Raw genomic sequence first — 17526 nt, 5'->3', positions numbered from 1 at the left:
GAGGCCTTGCTATTTACTCGCTTTCTCACCTGTATGGAAGATATGATACCTAACATCAGGCCAGCAAATAGGATGCCCGTCCTATTTTTAACGAATAATGTAAATTTTAACCGCGCAACGTTAACAATTTGCGCAACTTCTTTACGTTTTCAACACGCCAACAGTTCGATACGGTCTCAACGATTTAATTGATGATCTATGTCTTTGTTATTCCTTCTTTTTATAATTTTCTACGTACGGACAAGATGTAACAAAATATGTCTGTTATTTAATGTGACTTTATAATTACAAACGCGATTAAAGTGTGCTAGAACTAACAGGGTCGTAAATCAGACGGCACTCACAAATGGCAAAGACCATTTCAAAATAATAATTCCAGGAACTTAAAAATTCAGGAGGGTATCTGTTTGGCGCGAAACCAATTAGACAAAATCGCGCAGTGTTGTGATACATCATTCGCTTGGTTTCTTCACGTCAAACAGTTTTCTAATATGAACAAAAGTAAAATAACCACAGCATTACTGCTGGCACTGGCGTCAACCGGCGCAGCAGCCAGCGACAGAATCGACGTCAATGCCCTGGGCGGAAAAGTACAAAATGATGTATCGCTTAGCGGAAGTCAGTCGCAAACTACTACATGGATGGTCAAAGCCAATGCTTCAACAGCTGTATCTGTTGCTGACGTTACGCGCGGCGCAGCATCCACCTCTTCAGTAGATGCCCAGCATGCAGTTGCTCAGGCCAACGATGGTCTGGACCGTCTGGAAGCGGCAATCAATGCACTGGGTGCAGATGTTACTATTATTTCACGTACTACCAAGCTGGCAGCTTCTCTGGTACTGCAGGGTGAAAAGTCAGAAGTAATGAAAGTACGTCAGTTGGCAGGCGTAGCAAGTGTTTTGCCTGTGTATGACTCAGAGCTTCATATTGCTGACAGTGCCGAATATATCAATGCGACACAACTGGTAGAATCTGGTTCAGCAACGGGTGCCGGCATCAGTGTTGCGGTACTGGATTCTGGTATCGACTATACGCACGCCGCCATGGGAGGTCCGGGTACGGCGGAAGCCTACGCTGAAGCGGCGGCAGACACAGCAGATACACCTGCATGGCCAATTGGTAATGTTAAAGGCGGTTACGACTTTGTCTTTAACGATCCTGATCCGCTTGATAATGGCGTTCACGGCACTCACGTAGCGCACTCAGTACTGGGTGTTGCCCCTGAAGCAGATATCTATGGGTACACTGTGTGTCAGCAAACCTGCTCGGGTGCTGCGCAGTTAGGTGGCCTTGAAGCCGCTATGGATCCTAATGGCGACGGCGACATTTCTGACCGTGTAGACATCATCAACATGTCACTGGGTGGCGACTATGGGACAAGCCGTGGTGGCGCCGTAGCCGACATGATTAACCGTGCCGTTGACCTGGGCGTAGTCGTTGCAATTTCTGCCGGTAACGATGGTCCTTATCCGTTTATTGTTGGTGGTCCAAGTACCACTGATAATGCCCTTTCTGTAGGCGCAATGACGCACCCTACTACAGCACTGCCAGTTGTATCTGGAACGTTTGCCGGGGAAGAAATTGCCGCAGTTGCTGCTGCATTTAATGCTGACGCGGAATTTTCCTTAGATGGTAGTCTGCCGGTTGTCTATGCTGAGTCAGAGACCAATGCAACAGGTTGCGACCCGTACGCGGCTGATCTGACTGGTCAGGCTGTGCTGATTGACCGTGGTGCCTGTGCCTTCACGCAGAAAATTCAAAATGCGCAGGCGGCGGGTGCGGAATTTGTTATTGTTGCCAACAATAACCCTGGCGAAGCACCATTTGTGATGGGCGGTACACCGACCGAAGAAATCACCATCAACGCTGTCATGGTTTCCTTTGAATCCGGTGCAGCAATGAAAGAAGCGCTGGTTGGTGGTGCCCTTGACTACTCATTCAGCTCTGAGCTGATTGTGCAGGAAGGCGCGATTGCTGACTTTACCTCACGTGGCCCATCGCTTGATGGTCGTCTGAAGCCTGAAATTACAGCCCCAGGCGTACAAATCAACACTGCTCTATCAGGAACCGGTGATCAGTTATCCCCCATCAACGGTACCTCTTTCTCCAGCCCAATGACGGCAGGTGCCATGGCATTGCTTGCTGAAGTGTTCCCACGCAGAAATGCGTTTGAGCTTAAAGCCACGCTGATGAATACAGCCAACCTGAACGTGACCATGGAGCCTCGCTCACTGAACCCTGAAACCGAAATGGCGCCAATCAGCTATATCGGTGCGGGTCTGGTCGATGTCGAGAAAGCGTCTATGTCACAGGTTGCGGCTTGGGATATGGACACCAAGCAAGGTGCCCTGTCATTTGGTCCGCTGCCGCTTTCTTCGACCACGTCGGTCACTAAGACCATCATGGTTAAGAACTTCTCTACAGAGGACAAGACCTATAACCTGTCAGACGAAGCGCGCTTCGCTAATGACATGGAAACCGGTGCCCTGACCATGGATTATCCAGGGTCTGTTACTGTTCCTGCTGGTCAGACAATGACCTTCGAAGTCACAGCAACCTTCGACCCTACCCTGTTACCAGAATGGGCGCTTAACAGTGGCAATATCTACACTGAAGCCGGGACAGAAGGCCTGACTACCGTAGAGTACGATGGTGCGCTGATGTTCACCGAAAGCGGTGCAGATGAACCAAGTATGCACATGGTTTACCACTCGCTGCCTAAAGGCTTTGCGGAAGTTGAACTGTCTTCTGAAGTAACCGACGATGGCATTATGCGTATGGTTACCAACACCGGTGTGGTGCCCATGGATACCGCAACGATCCCACTGACAGTAGACAGTGGTGTTGATGAAGATAAAACCTTTGACATCATCTCTGCCGGCATTGAGACATACCCAAGCAGCGCCTGTGCAACAGGTGGTATTGTTCTGACAACCATTACCATGCGTGATCCGGTGTTAATTGCACACCAGGCTGGCTTCTTCATGGACGTGGATGTTAACAGTGATGGTCAGTTTGATTTCACCGCACAGACCATTAACTATGGCGCGTTTGGTCAGTCAACCTTTGAATCAATGACCTTCACCCGTCCGTTTGGTTCGCTGAGCGGTAGCCTGTTCTTTACACAGCACGAACCAGGCTCTAATCAGCTGACCATGGTAAGCTGTGCAGAAGACTTAGGGTTGACTGCAAGTGATCTGGAAACAGGTGTTCCTGCAACAGTTGCGTTCCGTGTTGAGAACAGTTCGTTCGACTTCGATCCAACTCAGCCTTACGATGCGGATCTGGTTGCTATGCACGACTTCACCTTCACCGGTGCGCTACCTTCCGTAGTGGATGCAGACGGCGCCCCAGTCGACATGCTGGCACCAGGCGAAACCGCTTACCTGCAGGGTGCTGCAGCCGGTGGCTTTACCTTCTTCAGCAACGGCGGTGTTGTTCCGTCAAGCGTAGCCTCTGCCTCTAACGGCAGTGCGCCTACCGTGGCATCACAGTCGTTCTCGGTTGATGAAAATGCGGAAAATGGCACCGTAATCGGGACCATTGAAGCCAGTGACAGTGACGTTATTACAAGCCCTGTTTCTGAAATCTACGTTCAGTCGTCAAGCTCAATTGCTGTTGATGTATCAAGCGACGGTGTTATCACAGTTGCAAACAGCGAAATGCTTGATTATGACGCTGGACTTGAGTCTATCATGCTGGAAGTGGTTGCCATTGATACACAGGGCAACACATCTGAAACGGTAGAGGTTGAAATAACCGTCAACAACCTGGCTGACGAAGCAAGTGAACAGCCGCAACCAGCCCCTGAGCCAAGCAGTGATTCTGCCGGTTCAATGAGCTGGATAGCGTTACTGCTGCTGCCGGTTGCGATTCTGCGCCGCAGAATTAAAAAATAACGCTAACTTTCTGTTATAGCTGTAAAAGCCCGGTTTATTAACCGGGCTTTTTTTTATTGCTCCTACCAGTGTGTCGCGCGTAGATCCTGCCTATGCGATGTGTATAGTGAACGACTAGGTAGCACTAACAGGAATGGTAATGGCAAACGGCAAATACAGGATCCCCAGAGACGGTCAGAACGACCATAGTCGCGAACAGGCCCAGACCCGTCGGCAATTTTTAAAGGAACATACCGGCGCAGAACTCTCCCATACAGGCCAGTATTCAATCGATCCGGCCTGCCTGCCGGGAAATATAGAAAACTTCATAGGTATTGTACAAATGCCGGTCGGTGTAGCCGGTCCAGTCGATATTGACGGCGAAGATGCAAAAGGGCGATTTTATGTGCCGCTGGCAACGACCGAAGGCACGCTGGTTGCCAGTTACAGTCGCGGCATGCGTGTGATTAATGAGTGTGGCGGTGTGAAAACCACCGTGGTCGAGCAGTTTATGCAGCGCGCCCCTGCCTTTATTTTCGACGATGCCCGTCAGGCAAGGGAATTTGGGAGCTGGCTGGATGACAATTTCGATGCCATCAAACAGGCGGCTGAATCCACAACCTCTATCGGCAGGCTAACCCATTTCGAACAATGGTCTGTATCGCGGGTTCGCTATGTCCGGTTTAATTATACGACCGGTGATGCGGCGGGACAGAATATGGTGGGCAAAGCGACGCTCGCTGCCTGCCAGTGGATTTCTGACAACTACCCGGGTGACTGTGAATTTTTACTGTCGGGCAATATGGACACCGATAAAAAACATTCGCACCTGAATATGCTGCACTCCCGCGGGAAACGGGTTATTGCAGAAGTCACCCTCAAGCAGGACGTGATGCGAAAGCTGATGAAAGTCGATACCCGGGTCATGGCCCGTTCATCGGTGCTGGCGAATATGGGCGCAATGCTGGCCGGAGCGGCGTATAATGGCCCGCACTCTGCTAATGGTATCGCGTCATTATTTATCGCCACCGGACAGGATGAGGCAAATGTGGTGGAATCCCATGCCGGGCTGCTTTCTCATGAGCTCCTGCCTAACGGTGATTTATACCTATCCGTTACCCTGCCCTCGCTGATAGTAGCAACCTTTGGCGGCGGCACCGGGTTACCTACCCAGCGTGAATGCCTGGAGCTATTAGGCTGTTATGGCAAGGGCAAAGCGAATAAGCTGGCAGAAATTGTCGCAGCTACCGTGCTGGCAGGTGATATCTCCCTGGCCTGCGCGGTCATTACTGGCCATTGGGTGTCCAGTCACGACAAATACGGCAGAAACCGCTAGCCAGTCGTTTCCCTCAGTGCAATGGTGGCGTCACCGACACTGCCATTGAATCAATACCGGGAATCAGTCGGCTATCTGTCTTTTTGAATAGTGAACGACTCGCCAATGGGGTTGTGTGAAGAAGGCCTGTCAATGGGTACAGCGTTAAGCGGGTGGCGAATACAGGGCGTAAGTAAGTCGTTCAGCGCATCACTGTCAGTGGTGCCGGCATCGAGCCAGCGATCAAGGCTGCCATCGGTCTCGGACAACATCAGTGGCGTTGATTTTTGGTGTATGGCCTGCAATTTTGGGTGTGGGGGCAAAGTCACAACAGAGCAGGATATTGCCTGACGGCGTTCTCCGCGATCATCGGTATAGTCCCACACGCGATAAAGCCCGCCCATTGCCATTGCGCCTTCTTCAGCGACCACCATGTCATGGTAGTGCATGCCCTCACGGGTCTTCTGGCTCTCGCCAAAACCTCGGACCGGGATTGCACAGCGCTGCTGGCGAAATGCCTGGTAGCCGGCGCTGCGCGGCGTGTTGAGCTTGTCGTAGCGGGTATTGAACGACGTATACTTTGATGGTCTAAGCACACTGCGGCCACCTTCATCGTGTGTTTTATCAAGGAGTAACCACCAAATAGCATTGCGCATAATACGCTGCCCATCACGCTCAAAAACTACCGAGATGCGCTGAGTCGCGCGCGCGAAGCGGGTGAAAATCTGACCGTCATCCGGCCATAACGCAATCTCCATTTGATCACACAGCGCTCTGACGCCCGGAGAATCCGTGATACTCAGCCTGCCACACATTGCCTTCTCCTTCGTATATCTCTGCGTAAAAAAGGCCCACGCCCGACTGCTGCGTTGTTCACCAGCCCTGTCGCCGCGACGTTTCTGTCATTAGGTTTGCGTATCGTCTTGCGTATCAAGTGCCTGAGAGGCAAGCTCGTCGGGCAGACGCTTACTGGGCTGCACACCCAGTTCCCGGAACTGTTCGACCTGGCGAACCAGATTTCCTCGCCCCTGTGACAATTTATTGATCGCACCGTCATAATTTTTCTGAACGCCTTCAATGGATTTGCCAATCTTCTCCATATCGGCAACGAACCCTACAAACTTGTCGTACAGTTTGGCAGCGTTGTTAGCAATTTTCTGGGCATTCTGATTCTGGTATTCATACTGCCAGATATTATGAATGGTACGCAGTGCAACCAGCAAATTGGTCGGACTGACCAACATAATATTATTCGCCAGCGCCAGATTAACCAGTTCGGGATCTTCATCAATGGCCAGCAAAAACGCCGATTCTATGGGAATAAACATTAGTACGTAATCCAGCGAGCGCAGCGCTTTGAGCTCATGATAATCTTTACTGCCCAGGCCCTTGATATGATTTCTTATGGATGCAACGTGCTCGCTCAGGCAACGCTCACGTACACCTGGGTCTTCGCTGTTGAAATACTTTTCATAGGCGGCAAGGCTAACCTTTGCATCAATAACCACATCTTTGTCATCAGGCAAATGCACCACCACATCGGGTTGTTGCAATTTACCGTCTTCATTACGCGCAGAAACCTGCGTCTCAAACTCATGGCCCTCCCGCAGTCCTGACTCTTTCAGAATACGTTCGAGTACCACTTCCCCCCAGTTACCCTGCGTCTTGCTGCTGCCTTTGAGGGCCAGAGTCAGGGCATTGGCTTCTTCGGTGATTTTCTGATTGAGCTCTTTCAGGCTCGATATCTCAGTTTTAAGAGACGCCCGCTCCTGACCTTCTTTCACGTACTGATCGGAAACCTGCTTTCGAAAGCCATCAATCTGCTCTTTTAACGGGTTTAGAATCGCATCCAGCCCCTGTTTATTTTGCTTCTGGTAGCTTTCGCTTTTGGCATCGAATATTTTATTGGCCAGATTTTCAAACTGGGTCTGCAGGCGCTGCTCGGTATTCTCAAGCAGTGCCACTTTTTCTTCATGGGCAGCTTTAAGATCGTCCAGACTGGTAGACTGTGACTCATAGCGTGCGCGAAGCGCCGAGTGAGACTCCTGAAGCTCACGAAACTCACTTTGCAGTCGGCGGTATTCGTCCTGCACGCTGACCAGTTGCTCAGCCTTCTGGTTGAGACTGCCAAGCTGTTCCTGCAGGGCGAGCTGAGACTGATGAGTGTCACGCAACTCCTGTTGTGTGTCACGTAAATCCTGTTCGCGCTGGGCAAGCTGTTGCTGGTAGCGTTCTGATGCCAGACGCGATGTCAATTCCAGTTGTTCGGCCTGCTCGCGGGCTTCATCTACTTCGCGCTGTTTGCGTCGTGATGCCGTCACAAAGCCTGCTGCAACCCCTGATAACAGGATCGCTAACGCCAGGACATAGTGGAGGGGGGAAAGGGATGATAAAAACGCCATGAATTCTCAAAATTAAAGTGTGGATGTGGCGGCAGACAGGTTGCCTGCCGCATTCTGACAGAGTTACTTGGACAGCGCCGTTTCCAGATCGGCGATTTTTGCTTTCCAGATTGCCGGACCCGTTTTATGTGCATTGGCACCCGTGCTGTCCACCGCAACAGTAACCGGCATATCTTCGACCTCAAATTCGTAAATGGCTTCCATTCCAAGGTCTTCAAACGCCACAACCCGGGCCTTCTTGATAGCTTTGGACACCAGATAGGCAGCGCCGCCCACGGCCATCAGGTAGACCGATTTATGACTGGCAATGGACTCAACCGTCGCCGGGCCGCGCTCGGCTTTGCCAATCATGCCGATCAGGCCGGTTTTATCCAGCATCATATCGGTAAATTTGTCCATACGGGTGGCCGTTGTGGGGCCCGCCGGCCCTACGACCTCATCGCCAACCGCATCAACCGGCCCTACGTAATAGATGAAGCGGTTGGTCAGATCCACGCCTTCCGGCAGGCCTTCACCACTCTCTATCATGGTCTGAATACGCTTATGCGCTGCATCCCGACCGGTTAACATTTTGCCACTAAGCAGTACCGTCTCACCCACTTTCCATTCCTGGATATCGTCTTTCGTCACTTCATCAAGGTTCACACGACGGGTATTCTCACCCACTTCCCACGTTACTTCCGGCCATTCTTCCAGCTTCGGCGGGGTCAGTTCAGCAGGCCCGCTGCCGTCCAGAAAAAAGTGAGCGTGACGGGTAGCCGCACAGTTGGGGATCATCGCGACAGGTTTTGACGCAGCGTGAGTAGGCACAGACTTAATTTTTACATCTACCACTGTGGTTAAGCCACCGAGTCCCTGCGCCCCAATGCCAAGGTCATTAACGCGTTTAAAGATATCCAGACGCAGTTGTTCGTCTGTCGTTTCCCCACCACGTTCCATAAGATCCTGTATATCCACAGGATCCATAAGACTTTCTTTTGCCAGTACCGCCGCTTTCTCTGCGGTCCCCCCGATACCGATCCCCAGCATACCTGGCGGACACCAGCCTGCGCCCATGGTGGGCAGCGTTTTCACCACCCACTCGGCAATATCGTCACTGGGATTTAGCATGACCATCTTGGACTTGTTTTCTGAGCCGCCGCCTTTTGCCGCAATCATGACTTCCACTTTGTCGCCAGCCACCATATCGATGTGCACAACCGCAGGCGTATTATCTTTAGTGTTCTGTCTGGCTCCGGCCGGGTCTGACACAATAGACGCCCGCAGCGGATTGTCACTGTTGGTATAAGCACGTCGCGTACCCTCGTTAACCATTTCCTGCACGGTCATATCGGTTTTGTCCCAGTTAACCGCCATCCCAACTTTGACAAAGCAAGTCACAATGCCTGTATCCTGACACAACGGGCGTTTGCCTTCGGCTGACATTCTGGAATTAATCAGAATTTGCGCCATCGCATCTTTTGCGGCCTGACTCTGCTCTTTCAGGTACGCTTTTTCTACGGCTTTGACGTAATCAAGTGGGTGATAATAAGAAATGAACTGTAAAGCATCTTCAATGCTTTCGATGAAATCTTGTTGACGGATTACGGTCATGGCATCCTCTTTAATTTAAGCCAAACATGGTCTTAGCACGCTAAAAACCTGTATACTAGCGCATCTCAAAGTGTCGCACCAAGTAATAAGTAATATAGTGCAATCAGCAAGCAGTGCGTCACGCTGCATATACAACTGGTGGATAAATAACTAGAAACTTTATGACCAAACCATCCGTCACGCTCGTTATTGAGCCACTTGCGCCGCCATCCATTCGTCCGTTGCGGACCATTTTCGAGGAGGTTTGCCATACAGACATGGCAGTCTTGTTCGATTCGGCCAGCGAGCACAGTGATAGCCGCTACAGCATAATGGCGTGGTCTCCAAAAGCCTGGCTGACTACCAGGCAGGGCGAGAGCCACATACGCTACCGCGACAGCGAACTAATTGAGCGCGTCACCTCGCCACCGTTTACAGCATTAAAGAACTTGCACCACGCGCTGGTCAGCACGCTTAGTATCGCTGGGGACAGTCAGCGCCTTGCCGATGAACTGCCCTTTCTTATCGGTGTTGCCGGTCTGGCAGGCTACGATACCGGTCGCTATTATGAGGCCCTGCCAACCGAGGCCGAAGATGATTACGACTGTCCTGACGTGGTCGTGGGGCTTTACGATCAGTCGCTGATTGAAGACCGGGTAACCGGCATGCAGTATCATTGCAGGCTCGACTATTTGCCACGGCTTGATCTCTCGGGTATTGACGCTAAGCCGGAAACCGGGCGATTTGCACTTGCCTCGCGCTGGGTATCCAATTTAAGTAAACAGGCCTATGTCAACGCACTGGAGCGCATCAACACCTATTTGCATACGGGAGATTGTTATCAGGTTAATATGGCGCAGCGCTTTACCGCAGCGTACACCGGTGATCCCTTTACCGCTTATTGTCGGCTACGGGACAGCAATAAAGCGCCGTTTTCTGCGTATCTGCATCATCAGGGCAGCCATGTACTGAGTATATCACCGGAGCGCTTTTTATCGGTATCCAAAGATGGCCAGGTGCAGACCAAACCGATTAAAGGAACCCGCCCACGGTTTGCCGACCCTGCGCGGGATAAGGCCAGTGCGAATGAACTGCTTGAAGCAGAGAAAGACCAGGCCGAAAACCTGATGATTGTAGATTTGTTACGCAATGACATCAGCAAACATTGTGAACCACATTCTGTCGCGGTGCCTGCACTTTTTTCGCTGGAAAGCTTTGCAGCAGTACACCATCTCGTGAGCACCATCACGGCAAGGCTTAGCGCTGATGCATCACCCCTGGATTTACTCGCTGGCGCATTTCCGGGCGGCTCCATCACCGGCGCACCGAAGGTACGTGCCATGGAAATTATTGATGAACTGGAGCCACACCGCAGGAACGTATATTGTGGTTCCATGTTCTATTTAGGCGCAATGAATGACATGGATTCGAGTATATGTATCAGGACCTTACTGGCAGAAAATAATCGCATTCATTGCTGGGCCGGTGGCGGCATAGTGCTGGACTCTGATCCGCTGAGTGAATATCAGGAAACCCTCGATAAGGTTGCCAAAATATTACCCGAACTGGCCGAGCACTGTGAATAAAGACGAGTTTATCTATCGCTTCCACCACTTTCGGCAGGTCGAGCAGGAGCCGGACTATCCGTTACCTGTGAAGGGGCGCCCGGCGTCGGTACTTATTCCGATCCTGCAGCGTGAGGGTGCGTTGGATGTCATTTTCACCGAGCGCTCGTCACACCTTCGCGCCCACCCCGGTCAAATCAGTTTTCCCGGAGGCGCGCGGGAAAAACACGACAGTTCAGCAGCGGCTGCAGCGTTGCGCGAAGCAGAGGAAGAAATTGGATTACCGCGTGACGCCGTCGAAATTATCGGCCGCCTGCCAGATTACCGCACAATCAGTGGATTTGTGATTTCACCCTTTATTGGCTTTGTATCACCGGATTTCGATTATCAGATTGATCCCAACGAAGTTGCCAGTGTTTTTACAGTACCGCTGGCCCACCTGATGGATAAACAACATCACCTTACCCATTTCATGGTCAGACATAATCAGCGTTTCCCTATTTACTTTATTCCCTGGCAGGGAAAGCTGATTTGGGGGGCCACCGCAGCCATGGTGAGAAACCTGGCCCATCATCTGGATCACAGTGGCCAGCTAAACCTGCGTTAACGCCGCCGCGTAGTGTATTAGGCGTCGCGTAAATACGGAGTTATGTATCAGGTCGTTAAATCGTACAGGGTGAATCGTTGCCCTGCCTACCCGTCGCTTGCGACAGCAAGTTAAGTTTACACCTCCGTGTACGCACATTGGGCATTCACACGCCCGGTCTATTGTAGTTTTTGGTATTGCCGTGCAAGATCTGCGGTAAACACTTTGCGCCTGGAAAACGCACCAGGCCACGAAAAAGGATAATGACCCTATGATTAGCGTATTTGATATGTTCAGTATCGGTATCGGCCCTTCCAGTTCACATACTGTCGGCCCCATGCGCGCTGCTGCAGAATTTGTCAAAGAGCTGGCTGGCGATGAAGCACTATTTGAGCAAATCACAGAAGTAAAAGTAGAGCTTTTTGGCTCACTGGGTCAGACGGGCAAAGGCCACGGCACAGGAAAAGCCGTTATTCTTGGCTTATTAGGAGAAGCGCCGGAAACGATCGACGTCGACAGCATCGATATGATGCTGGAGGAGATCCATAATCAGCAGCGCCTGTCGCTAAATGGCAGCCATCAGGTGACCTTCCCAAACAAGAACGCGATTGTTTTCCATCGCCGCAAAACGCTTCCAAAGCACGCCAATGCACTCACTCTTCGCGCCTATAAGGGGCAGGAAGAAATGCGTGCACAGACCTATTACAGTATTGGCGGCGGCTTTATCATTAAAGACGAAGACTTTGATGACGCTAAAGCGGCAGCCTTAGGTACACAGGCAAAGGTCCCCTTCCCGTTCAAAACAGCCGCTGAACTCATTGAGACCTGCAAATCCAATGGCCTGTGTATCAGTTCGCTGATGCTGAAAAACGAGTCAGTACACCGCCCTGCCCATGAAGTGCAGGCAAAGCTGCATGAGATATGGCAGGCCATGAAAAGCTGCATACAGCGCGGCATTGAAAGCGAAGGTATTCTTCCCGGTGGCCTTAAGGTAGTACGTCGCGCGCCCGCGTTACATCGTCGTTTGCAGACCGAGCATTCTACCGATCCCATGCAAACCATGGACTGGGTTAATCTTTTTGCGCTTGCGGTGAATGAGGAGAACGCCGCCGGTGGACGGGTTGTTACAGCCCCTACTAATGGCGCGGCAGGTATCATTCCGGCCGTGTTACAGTATGTCGATAAATTTATTCGTCCGGTGGATGAGCAGACCGCCTGCCGTTTTCTGCTAACAGCCGGGGCGATTGGCATTCTGTATAAAGAAAACGCCTCTATTTCCGGGGCGGAAGTGGGCTGTCAGGGTGAAGTTGGCGTTGCCTGTTCAATGGCGGCCGGCGCACTGGCGGAAATTATGGGTGGCACCGTACTGGCCGTGGAAAATGCGGCCGAAATTGGTATGGAGCATAATCTGGGCCTGACCTGCGACCCTGTAGGAGGTCTGGTTCAGGTACCCTGCATTGAACGCAATGCTATGGGGGCAATCAAAGCCATTAATGCTTCACGACTGGCCCTGCGTGGCACCGGCGAGCACAAGGTGTCGCTGGATAAAGTCATAAAGACCATGCGTGACACTGGCAACGATATGAAGACCAAGTACAAAGAAACCGCCAGAGGCGGCCTTGCTGTTAATATTATTGAATGTTAGCGGTCGGGGAAGATGTGAATACGTACTTCAGGACTCGCTGAGTGATAGACGTGTTCGCATCTTCCCTAATGCTGAGCCTGTCATTTAACCGGCAGGGTTACGCCTTTAAACATTTTTTCTACTTCATCATTATTTTTCAGCATCATTGCCTTTTCGACTTTATCCTTAGTCAGATGCGGCGCAAACCGTTCAATAAAATCATACATGTAGCTGCGTAAAAACGAGCCTTTTCGGAAACCAATTTTTGTCGTGCTGTAATCAAACAAATGGCTGGCATCAATTTTTACCAAATCAGAGTCGAGCTCTTCATCAACGGCCATCGAGGCAATCACACCAATCCCAACCCCCAGTCTTACGTACGTTTTGATGACATCCGCATCAGTGGCAGTAAACACGATTTTAGGTGTCAGCCCGGCTCGTTCAAACGCCTGATCCAGCTCCGAGCGTCCGGTGAAACCAAATACATACGTGACCAGCGAATATTTTGCGATATCCGTGATGTCAATTTTACTCTTCGTAGCCAAAGGGTGAGCTTTATTGACAATGACACTGCGATTCCAGTGATAACACGGCAGCATCACCAGGTCGTTGTATAGATGCAGCGCTTCGGTAGCGATGGCGAAGTCTGCCTCTCCTTTTGCCGCCAGATCACTGATTTGCGATGGCGTTCCCTGATGCATATGTAGTGATACCCGGGGAAATTTGTTCATAAACCCCTGTATCACAGACGGTAACGCATAGCGCGCCTGGGTGTGCGTTGTGGCAATGTTCAGTTTGCCCTGATCCGGTAAGGTATGCTCGCGCGCGACCGATTTAATGCTTTCAACTTTAGCCAGAATCTCTCTGGAAATATTGATCACGTCATGCCCTGCATCCGTGACATGAGTCAAATGCTTCCCGCTACGTCCGAATATTTGCACACCCAGTTCATCTTCAAGCATTCTGACCTGCTTACTGATGCCTGGCTGGGAGGTATAGAGACTTTCGGCCGTTGCCGATACATTGAGGTTGTTATTTAATACCTCAACGATGTATCGTAACTGCTGTAGTTTCATAGTGAGATTTCCTCATTACCGGAACTAATAAATACTATGCACGTTATAACTAAATCTTTTTGTGATTGCTACAGGATTACTCCTGTCCGGCGTTATTCTGGCAAAAAAACCAGGAAAAAACGTCATAAATCATGGATACTTGCAATTTCAGGCCAGCACGCAACGGCGAACATCTATGACAGAGCAGTACAGCACATCTTCGCAGATTGATTTTTCCTCCGTGTTAGCGGCCGCTGTTCATGACATGAAAAACTCTCTGTTCCTGCTTATCCAGTCTATTGAAAATCTCGCACTTGAGTTACCGGACGATGATCATAAGGCCCTGAGTCAGGTTGCGAATGTGCACTATGAGGCCTCCCGGCTTAATACCAACCTCGTCCAGATTTTGTCTCTGTACCGTGCCGAGCTGGAAAAGCTTCCCATCACCGTAGATGAGTGTTTTCTGTATGATTTGCTTCACGATGTCGTTGGCTCGAACCTGTTGTATATCGAGCAAAAGAAAATTGATATTAATATAGATGTCGATGAGTCGCTGAGCTGGTACCTTGACAGCGAACTGGTGTATTTACTGGTTAACGATGTCGTGGTCAATGCGCTGAAGTACGGAACATCCAATATTCGACTCAGCGCACAGATTAAAAATCAGTATCTGGTGCTCACCGTCGAAGACGATGGTGACGGCTACCCGGACAGTATGCTGGAGAACAGCACCGCTGATATGACCGAATTACAGCTAAGTCAGGGCCGCACCGGGCTGGGTCTGTTTTTTGCCAGACTTATAGCAGCGGCTCACCGGCAGGGCGACAAGTGCGGTGAGATTTCCTTAACAAATGGTGGTACGCTGGGCGGGAGTGTGTTTGAAGTAAAATTACCGTAAATGCGGCCGACATAATCACTATTACTGATATAAATCGTTGGTATCAGGTGACATTGCACGCCCCTGCGACCAGCGACTGAAGAAAGATCACTGCGATAGGAAATAAAGTACACGATGTTCACGATAATAATAATTTTAATTGTGCTGCTGGTTGTGGCGGCCATATTTATCAATGCCTATCAACAGCACCGCGCAAAGCTTGAAGCGGAACGTCGTGCCGAGGCTGCCAAACAACGCACCATCGTCGACGAGACTGAAAATGTCATCATGGCATGTGCCAATATGCCGGTATCTCAGCGTTTAATGGCGATATTACATCAGCGTGTTCTTAACGCGCTTAAAGTTATTCATGATTTGAATAAAACAGCGGAAACCAAACAACGGATTAAAGACGCCTCCGAGCAGACGTCACCGGAAGACGCAGATGATAAAATTCCAAGTCTTAATGAATTTACACTGCCTGACAGCGATAAGCTGATTATTCAGTATATTCAGGCGGTGAAGAAGTTGCGTGTGGTGCTTCGCTCTGAACACAGCAGAAACAGAATTGACACTAAAACCTATGTTGAAGAAGAGCGTCATCTGGAGCGTTTACAGCTTAAAATTAATGTTGAGACACTGGTTAAGCGGGCCAACAGTGCACTTGCCGCAAATATGCTGGGCTCGGCCAGGCAATATTTTGAAAAAGCAATCAACGCACTTGAAAATCAGTCTAACCCTGATGAATACACCTCATCGCGCCTTGCCACGCTGAAAGAGTCACTGTCCGATATTCAGGATAACCTGAAAAGTGTCAATGCGCAGGATCGTGCCAGGAAGAAAGAAGAAGAGCGTGACGAACTTGACGAGTTGTTCGCACCTAAGAAAAAGTGGTAAACCCGCATTAAAGGGCTACCCTCACTGTACTTAATGAGGGTGGCCAGGCAATGCAATTTAAATCCCCTTTGTACATTGTGTCCACAACGCCTGTGCAGCCACAGACAAACCGCGTCGTGAGGCTTTGATCATACCGACCTGTTTTACCAGTGGTTTATCATTTATTGTCAGACAATGTAGTCCCCGCGCTTTCATCTGAGGACCACACAGTGCGGGAACTACCGATATACCTAACCCCTGCGCAACTAATTGCCCCACCGACCCTAGTTGACCGGTTTCAGCGACAATGGTCAGGCTGCCAAATTCACTGGCACGGTTCTCGGTCCAGTTTCGTACTGCAGATCCTCTGTTCATCATAATAAACGGATATTTGAGGCAGGTTGACCAGCTCACTGACGACTGGCTGGCAAGTGGGTGTCCTGTATCGGTAACAACGATAAAGCTGTCTTCGAACAAGGGCGCGAAAACAAGGCCTTCATTCACTTCCGGCTCAAATGTGAAACCAATTTCTGCGCGCCCTGATAACACTGCGTCAATCACGGCTTCCATCACCACATCCAGGATCCGAAGCCGAATATTGTGATGCCGGTCATGGTACATACGCATGATCAGGGGGAGTCGGGAGTCGGCAAAAGACGGCATCGCAGCAATTGTCAGCTTGCCCTGACGCATAGAAAACAAGTGCTGCATATCATCAAGGGTTTCATCCCAGTCATTGATCAGTCTGCGTGCAGTGGGCAGTAATGTCTGCCCCTCTGGGGTTAACTGTACCCGCCGGGTGCTTCGGCTGAACAGCTTGCCACCAAGTTGTTCTTCCATTTTTTTTATTGCACTTGATAACGCGGGCTGGGTGATATGCAGTTTCTCTGCAGCTTCAGCAAATGTCGATGACTCTGCCACCCGTAGGAATGCCAGCATATTGCGGTATGAAATTGCCATTATTAGTAAATTTTTCTTATTAATACTGATATAAAATTAATTTTACAAAACTTATAGCATCCCTGATACTTTTTTTTAACGAAATAAACACACCACAGGAGGATCCTATGTCAGGTTTCGATAAGGTCGTGACCCGTTATGAAGACGCAATGGCGGGATTGCGTGATGATATGACGGTAATCGCAGGCGGCTTCGGCTTGTGCGGTATTCCGGAAGGGCTAATTGCACAGATAAAAACAATGGGGACAAAGGGCTTAACCGTTGTCTCAAATAATTGTGGCGTAGATGGGTTTGGTCTGGGAATTTTGCTGGAAGACAAACAGATTAAGAAGATGATGTCGTCTTACGTCGGTGAGAATGCCCTGTTTGAGAAACAACTGCTGGCTGGCGAACTGGAAGTAGAACTGACACCACAGGGTACCCTCGCGGAAAAAATGCGGGCAGGTGGCGCTGGCATTCCTGCCTTCTTCACTGCAACAGGGTATGGTACCCCTGTCGGCGATGGTAAAGATGTGCGCTACTTTGATGGCCGCCCTTATATTCTTGAAGAGTCGGTGACCGGTGACTTCGCTATTGTAAAGGCCTGGAAAGCGGATCGTTACGGAAACTGTGTTTACCGGCACACCGCACAAAACTTTAACCCCATGGCAGCAACTGCTGGCAAAATTACCGTTGTAGAAGTGGAAGAAATTGTTGAACCAGGAGAGCTGGAACCATCACAAATCCACACGCCGGGCATTTATGTCGATCGGGTCATTAAAGGTACGTTTGAAAAACGAATCGAGCGCAAAGTGACGTCTGAGGAGGGGCAGTAAT

13 protein-coding genes are annotated in these 17526 nt (G+C 50.3%); 8 read left to right on the top strand and 5 right to left on the bottom strand.

Annotated features, from left to right (window positions below):
• Positions 1 to 491: 491 nt before the first annotated feature.
• Together IE054_RS11565 and IE054_RS11560 are read left to right on the top strand one after the other, a co-directional pair.
• Positions 492 to 3899, top strand: coding sequence for a S8 family serine peptidase (locus IE054_RS11565; protein WP_189406605.1), 3408 nt, complete (start codon positions 492 to 494; stop codon positions 3897 to 3899).
• A gap of 139 nt (positions 3900 to 4038) precedes the next feature.
• Positions 4039 to 5214 carry a hydroxymethylglutaryl-CoA reductase gene (locus IE054_RS11560; RefSeq protein WP_189406604.1) on the top strand — a complete coding sequence of 392 codons (1176 nt, stop codon included), beginning with the start codon at positions 4039 to 4041 and terminating at the stop codon, positions 5212 to 5214.
• A 71-nt stretch (positions 5215 to 5285) separates the two neighbouring features.
• Here IE054_RS11560 and IE054_RS11555 read toward each other — a convergent pair whose 3' ends face one another.
• The 3 genes from IE054_RS11555 to IE054_RS11545 form a co-directional block, all read right to left on the bottom strand.
• Complete coding sequence (locus IE054_RS11555; RefSeq protein ID WP_189406603.1) at positions 5286 to 6008, bottom strand: SOS response-associated peptidase family protein; 723 nt, start codon at positions 6006 to 6008, stop codon at positions 5286 to 5288.
• Positions 6009 to 6098: 90 nt separating this feature from the next.
• Entirely contained in the window at positions 6099 to 7595 is a 1497-nt protein-coding gene (rmuC, locus tag IE054_RS11550) for a DNA recombination protein RmuC (protein WP_189406602.1), read from the bottom strand.
• Positions 7596 to 7658: 63 nt separating this feature from the next.
• The gene (locus IE054_RS11545) at positions 7659 to 9188 is read right to left on the bottom strand and encodes a fumarate hydratase (RefSeq protein WP_189406601.1); all 1530 of its coding nucleotides are present in this window, start codon (positions 9186 to 9188) and stop codon (positions 7659 to 7661) included.
• A 161-nt stretch (positions 9189 to 9349) separates the two neighbouring features.
• Between IE054_RS11545 and pabB the strand changes: the two genes are divergently transcribed.
• The 3 genes from pabB (at position 9350) to IE054_RS11530 (ending at position 12963) form a co-directional block, all read left to right on the top strand.
• Positions 9350 to 10753: an aminodeoxychorismate synthase component I gene (gene pabB, locus IE054_RS11540; RefSeq protein ID WP_189406600.1), complete on the top strand. Its 1404-nt coding sequence runs from the start codon at positions 9350 to 9352 to the stop codon at positions 10751 to 10753.
• A complete protein-coding gene (locus IE054_RS11535; protein ID WP_189406599.1) occupies positions 10746 to 11339 on the top strand; it encodes a CoA pyrophosphatase in 594 nt (197 codons plus the stop codon). Before pabB ends, IE054_RS11535 begins: the two co-directional genes overlap by 8 nt.
• Before the next feature lie 250 nt (positions 11340 to 11589).
• Complete coding sequence (locus tag IE054_RS11530) at positions 11590 to 12963, top strand: L-serine ammonia-lyase (RefSeq protein WP_189406598.1); 1374 nt, start codon at positions 11590 to 11592, stop codon at positions 12961 to 12963.
• 80 nt (positions 12964 to 13043) lie between these two features.
• On the opposite strand, the gene cysB is transcribed toward IE054_RS11530, so the two are convergent.
• Positions 13044 to 14018: an HTH-type transcriptional regulator CysB gene (cysB, locus tag IE054_RS11525; protein WP_189406596.1), complete on the bottom strand. Its 975-nt coding sequence runs from the start codon at positions 14016 to 14018 to the stop codon at positions 13044 to 13046.
• 175 nt (positions 14019 to 14193) lie between these two features.
• Here cysB and IE054_RS11520 point away from each other — a divergent pair, with 175 nt between their 5' ends.
• Together IE054_RS11520 and IE054_RS11515 are read left to right on the top strand one after the other, a co-directional pair.
• Entirely contained in the window at positions 14194 to 14895 is a 702-nt protein-coding gene (locus tag IE054_RS11520) for a sensor histidine kinase (protein WP_189406595.1), read from the top strand.
• Positions 14896 to 15009: 114 nt separating this feature from the next.
• Positions 15010 to 15771 carry a hypothetical protein gene (locus IE054_RS11515; protein ID WP_189406594.1) on the top strand — a complete coding sequence of 254 codons (762 nt, stop codon included), beginning with the start codon at positions 15010 to 15012 and terminating at the stop codon, positions 15769 to 15771.
• A 57-nt stretch (positions 15772 to 15828) separates the two neighbouring features.
• Here IE054_RS11515 and IE054_RS11510 read toward each other — a convergent pair whose 3' ends face one another.
• Complete coding sequence (locus IE054_RS11510) at positions 15829 to 16710, bottom strand: LysR family transcriptional regulator (RefSeq protein ID WP_189406593.1); 882 nt, start codon at positions 16708 to 16710, stop codon at positions 15829 to 15831.
• Between the two features lie 107 nt (positions 16711 to 16817).
• On the opposite strand from IE054_RS11510, the gene IE054_RS11505 reads away from it, so the two are divergent.
• The gene (locus IE054_RS11505; protein ID WP_189406592.1) at positions 16818 to 17525 is read left to right on the top strand and encodes a CoA transferase subunit A; all 708 of its coding nucleotides are present in this window, start codon (positions 16818 to 16820) and stop codon (positions 17523 to 17525) included.
• Position 17526: the final 1 nt, after the last annotated feature.

The organism is Alteromonas halophila (assembly GCF_014651815.1).
GTDB lineage: Bacteria > Pseudomonadota > Gammaproteobacteria > Enterobacterales > Alteromonadaceae > Alteromonas > Alteromonas halophila.
Note: the sequence above shows the minus strand (reverse complement) of the source record. Positions and strands in the feature narration are given on the sequence as shown.

Coding starts and splice junctions, on each gene's coding strand:
- IE054_RS11520 (WP_189406595.1), top strand. CDS start 14,194: ATGACAGAGCAGTACAGCACATCTTCGCAGATTGATTTTTCCTCCGTG.
- cysB (WP_189406596.1), bottom strand. CDS start 14,018: ATGAAACTACAGCAGTTACGATACATCGTTGAGGTATTAAATAACAAC.
- IE054_RS11530 (WP_189406598.1), top strand. CDS start 11,590: ATGATTAGCGTATTTGATATGTTCAGTATCGGTATCGGCCCTTCCAGT.
- IE054_RS11505 (WP_189406592.1), top strand. CDS start 16,818: ATGTCAGGTTTCGATAAGGTCGTGACCCGTTATGAAGACGCAATGGCG.
- pabB (WP_189406600.1), top strand. CDS start 9,350: ATGACCAAACCATCCGTCACGCTCGTTATTGAGCCACTTGCGCCGCCA.
- IE054_RS11515 (WP_189406594.1), top strand. CDS start 15,010: ATGTTCACGATAATAATAATTTTAATTGTGCTGCTGGTTGTGGCGGCC.
- IE054_RS11545 (WP_189406601.1), bottom strand. CDS start 9,188: ATGACCGTAATCCGTCAACAAGATTTCATCGAAAGCATTGAAGATGCT.
- IE054_RS11560 (WP_189406604.1), top strand. CDS start 4,039: ATGGCAAACGGCAAATACAGGATCCCCAGAGACGGTCAGAACGACCAT.
- IE054_RS11555 (WP_189406603.1), bottom strand. CDS start 6,008: ATGTGTGGCAGGCTGAGTATCACGGATTCTCCGGGCGTCAGAGCGCTG.
- IE054_RS11510 (WP_189406593.1), bottom strand. CDS start 16,710: ATGGCAATTTCATACCGCAATATGCTGGCATTCCTACGGGTGGCAGAG.
- IE054_RS11565 (WP_189406605.1), top strand. CDS start 492: ATGAACAAAAGTAAAATAACCACAGCATTACTGCTGGCACTGGCGTCA.
- rmuC (WP_189406602.1), bottom strand. CDS start 7,595: ATGGCGTTTTTATCATCCCTTTCCCCCCTCCACTATGTCCTGGCGTTA.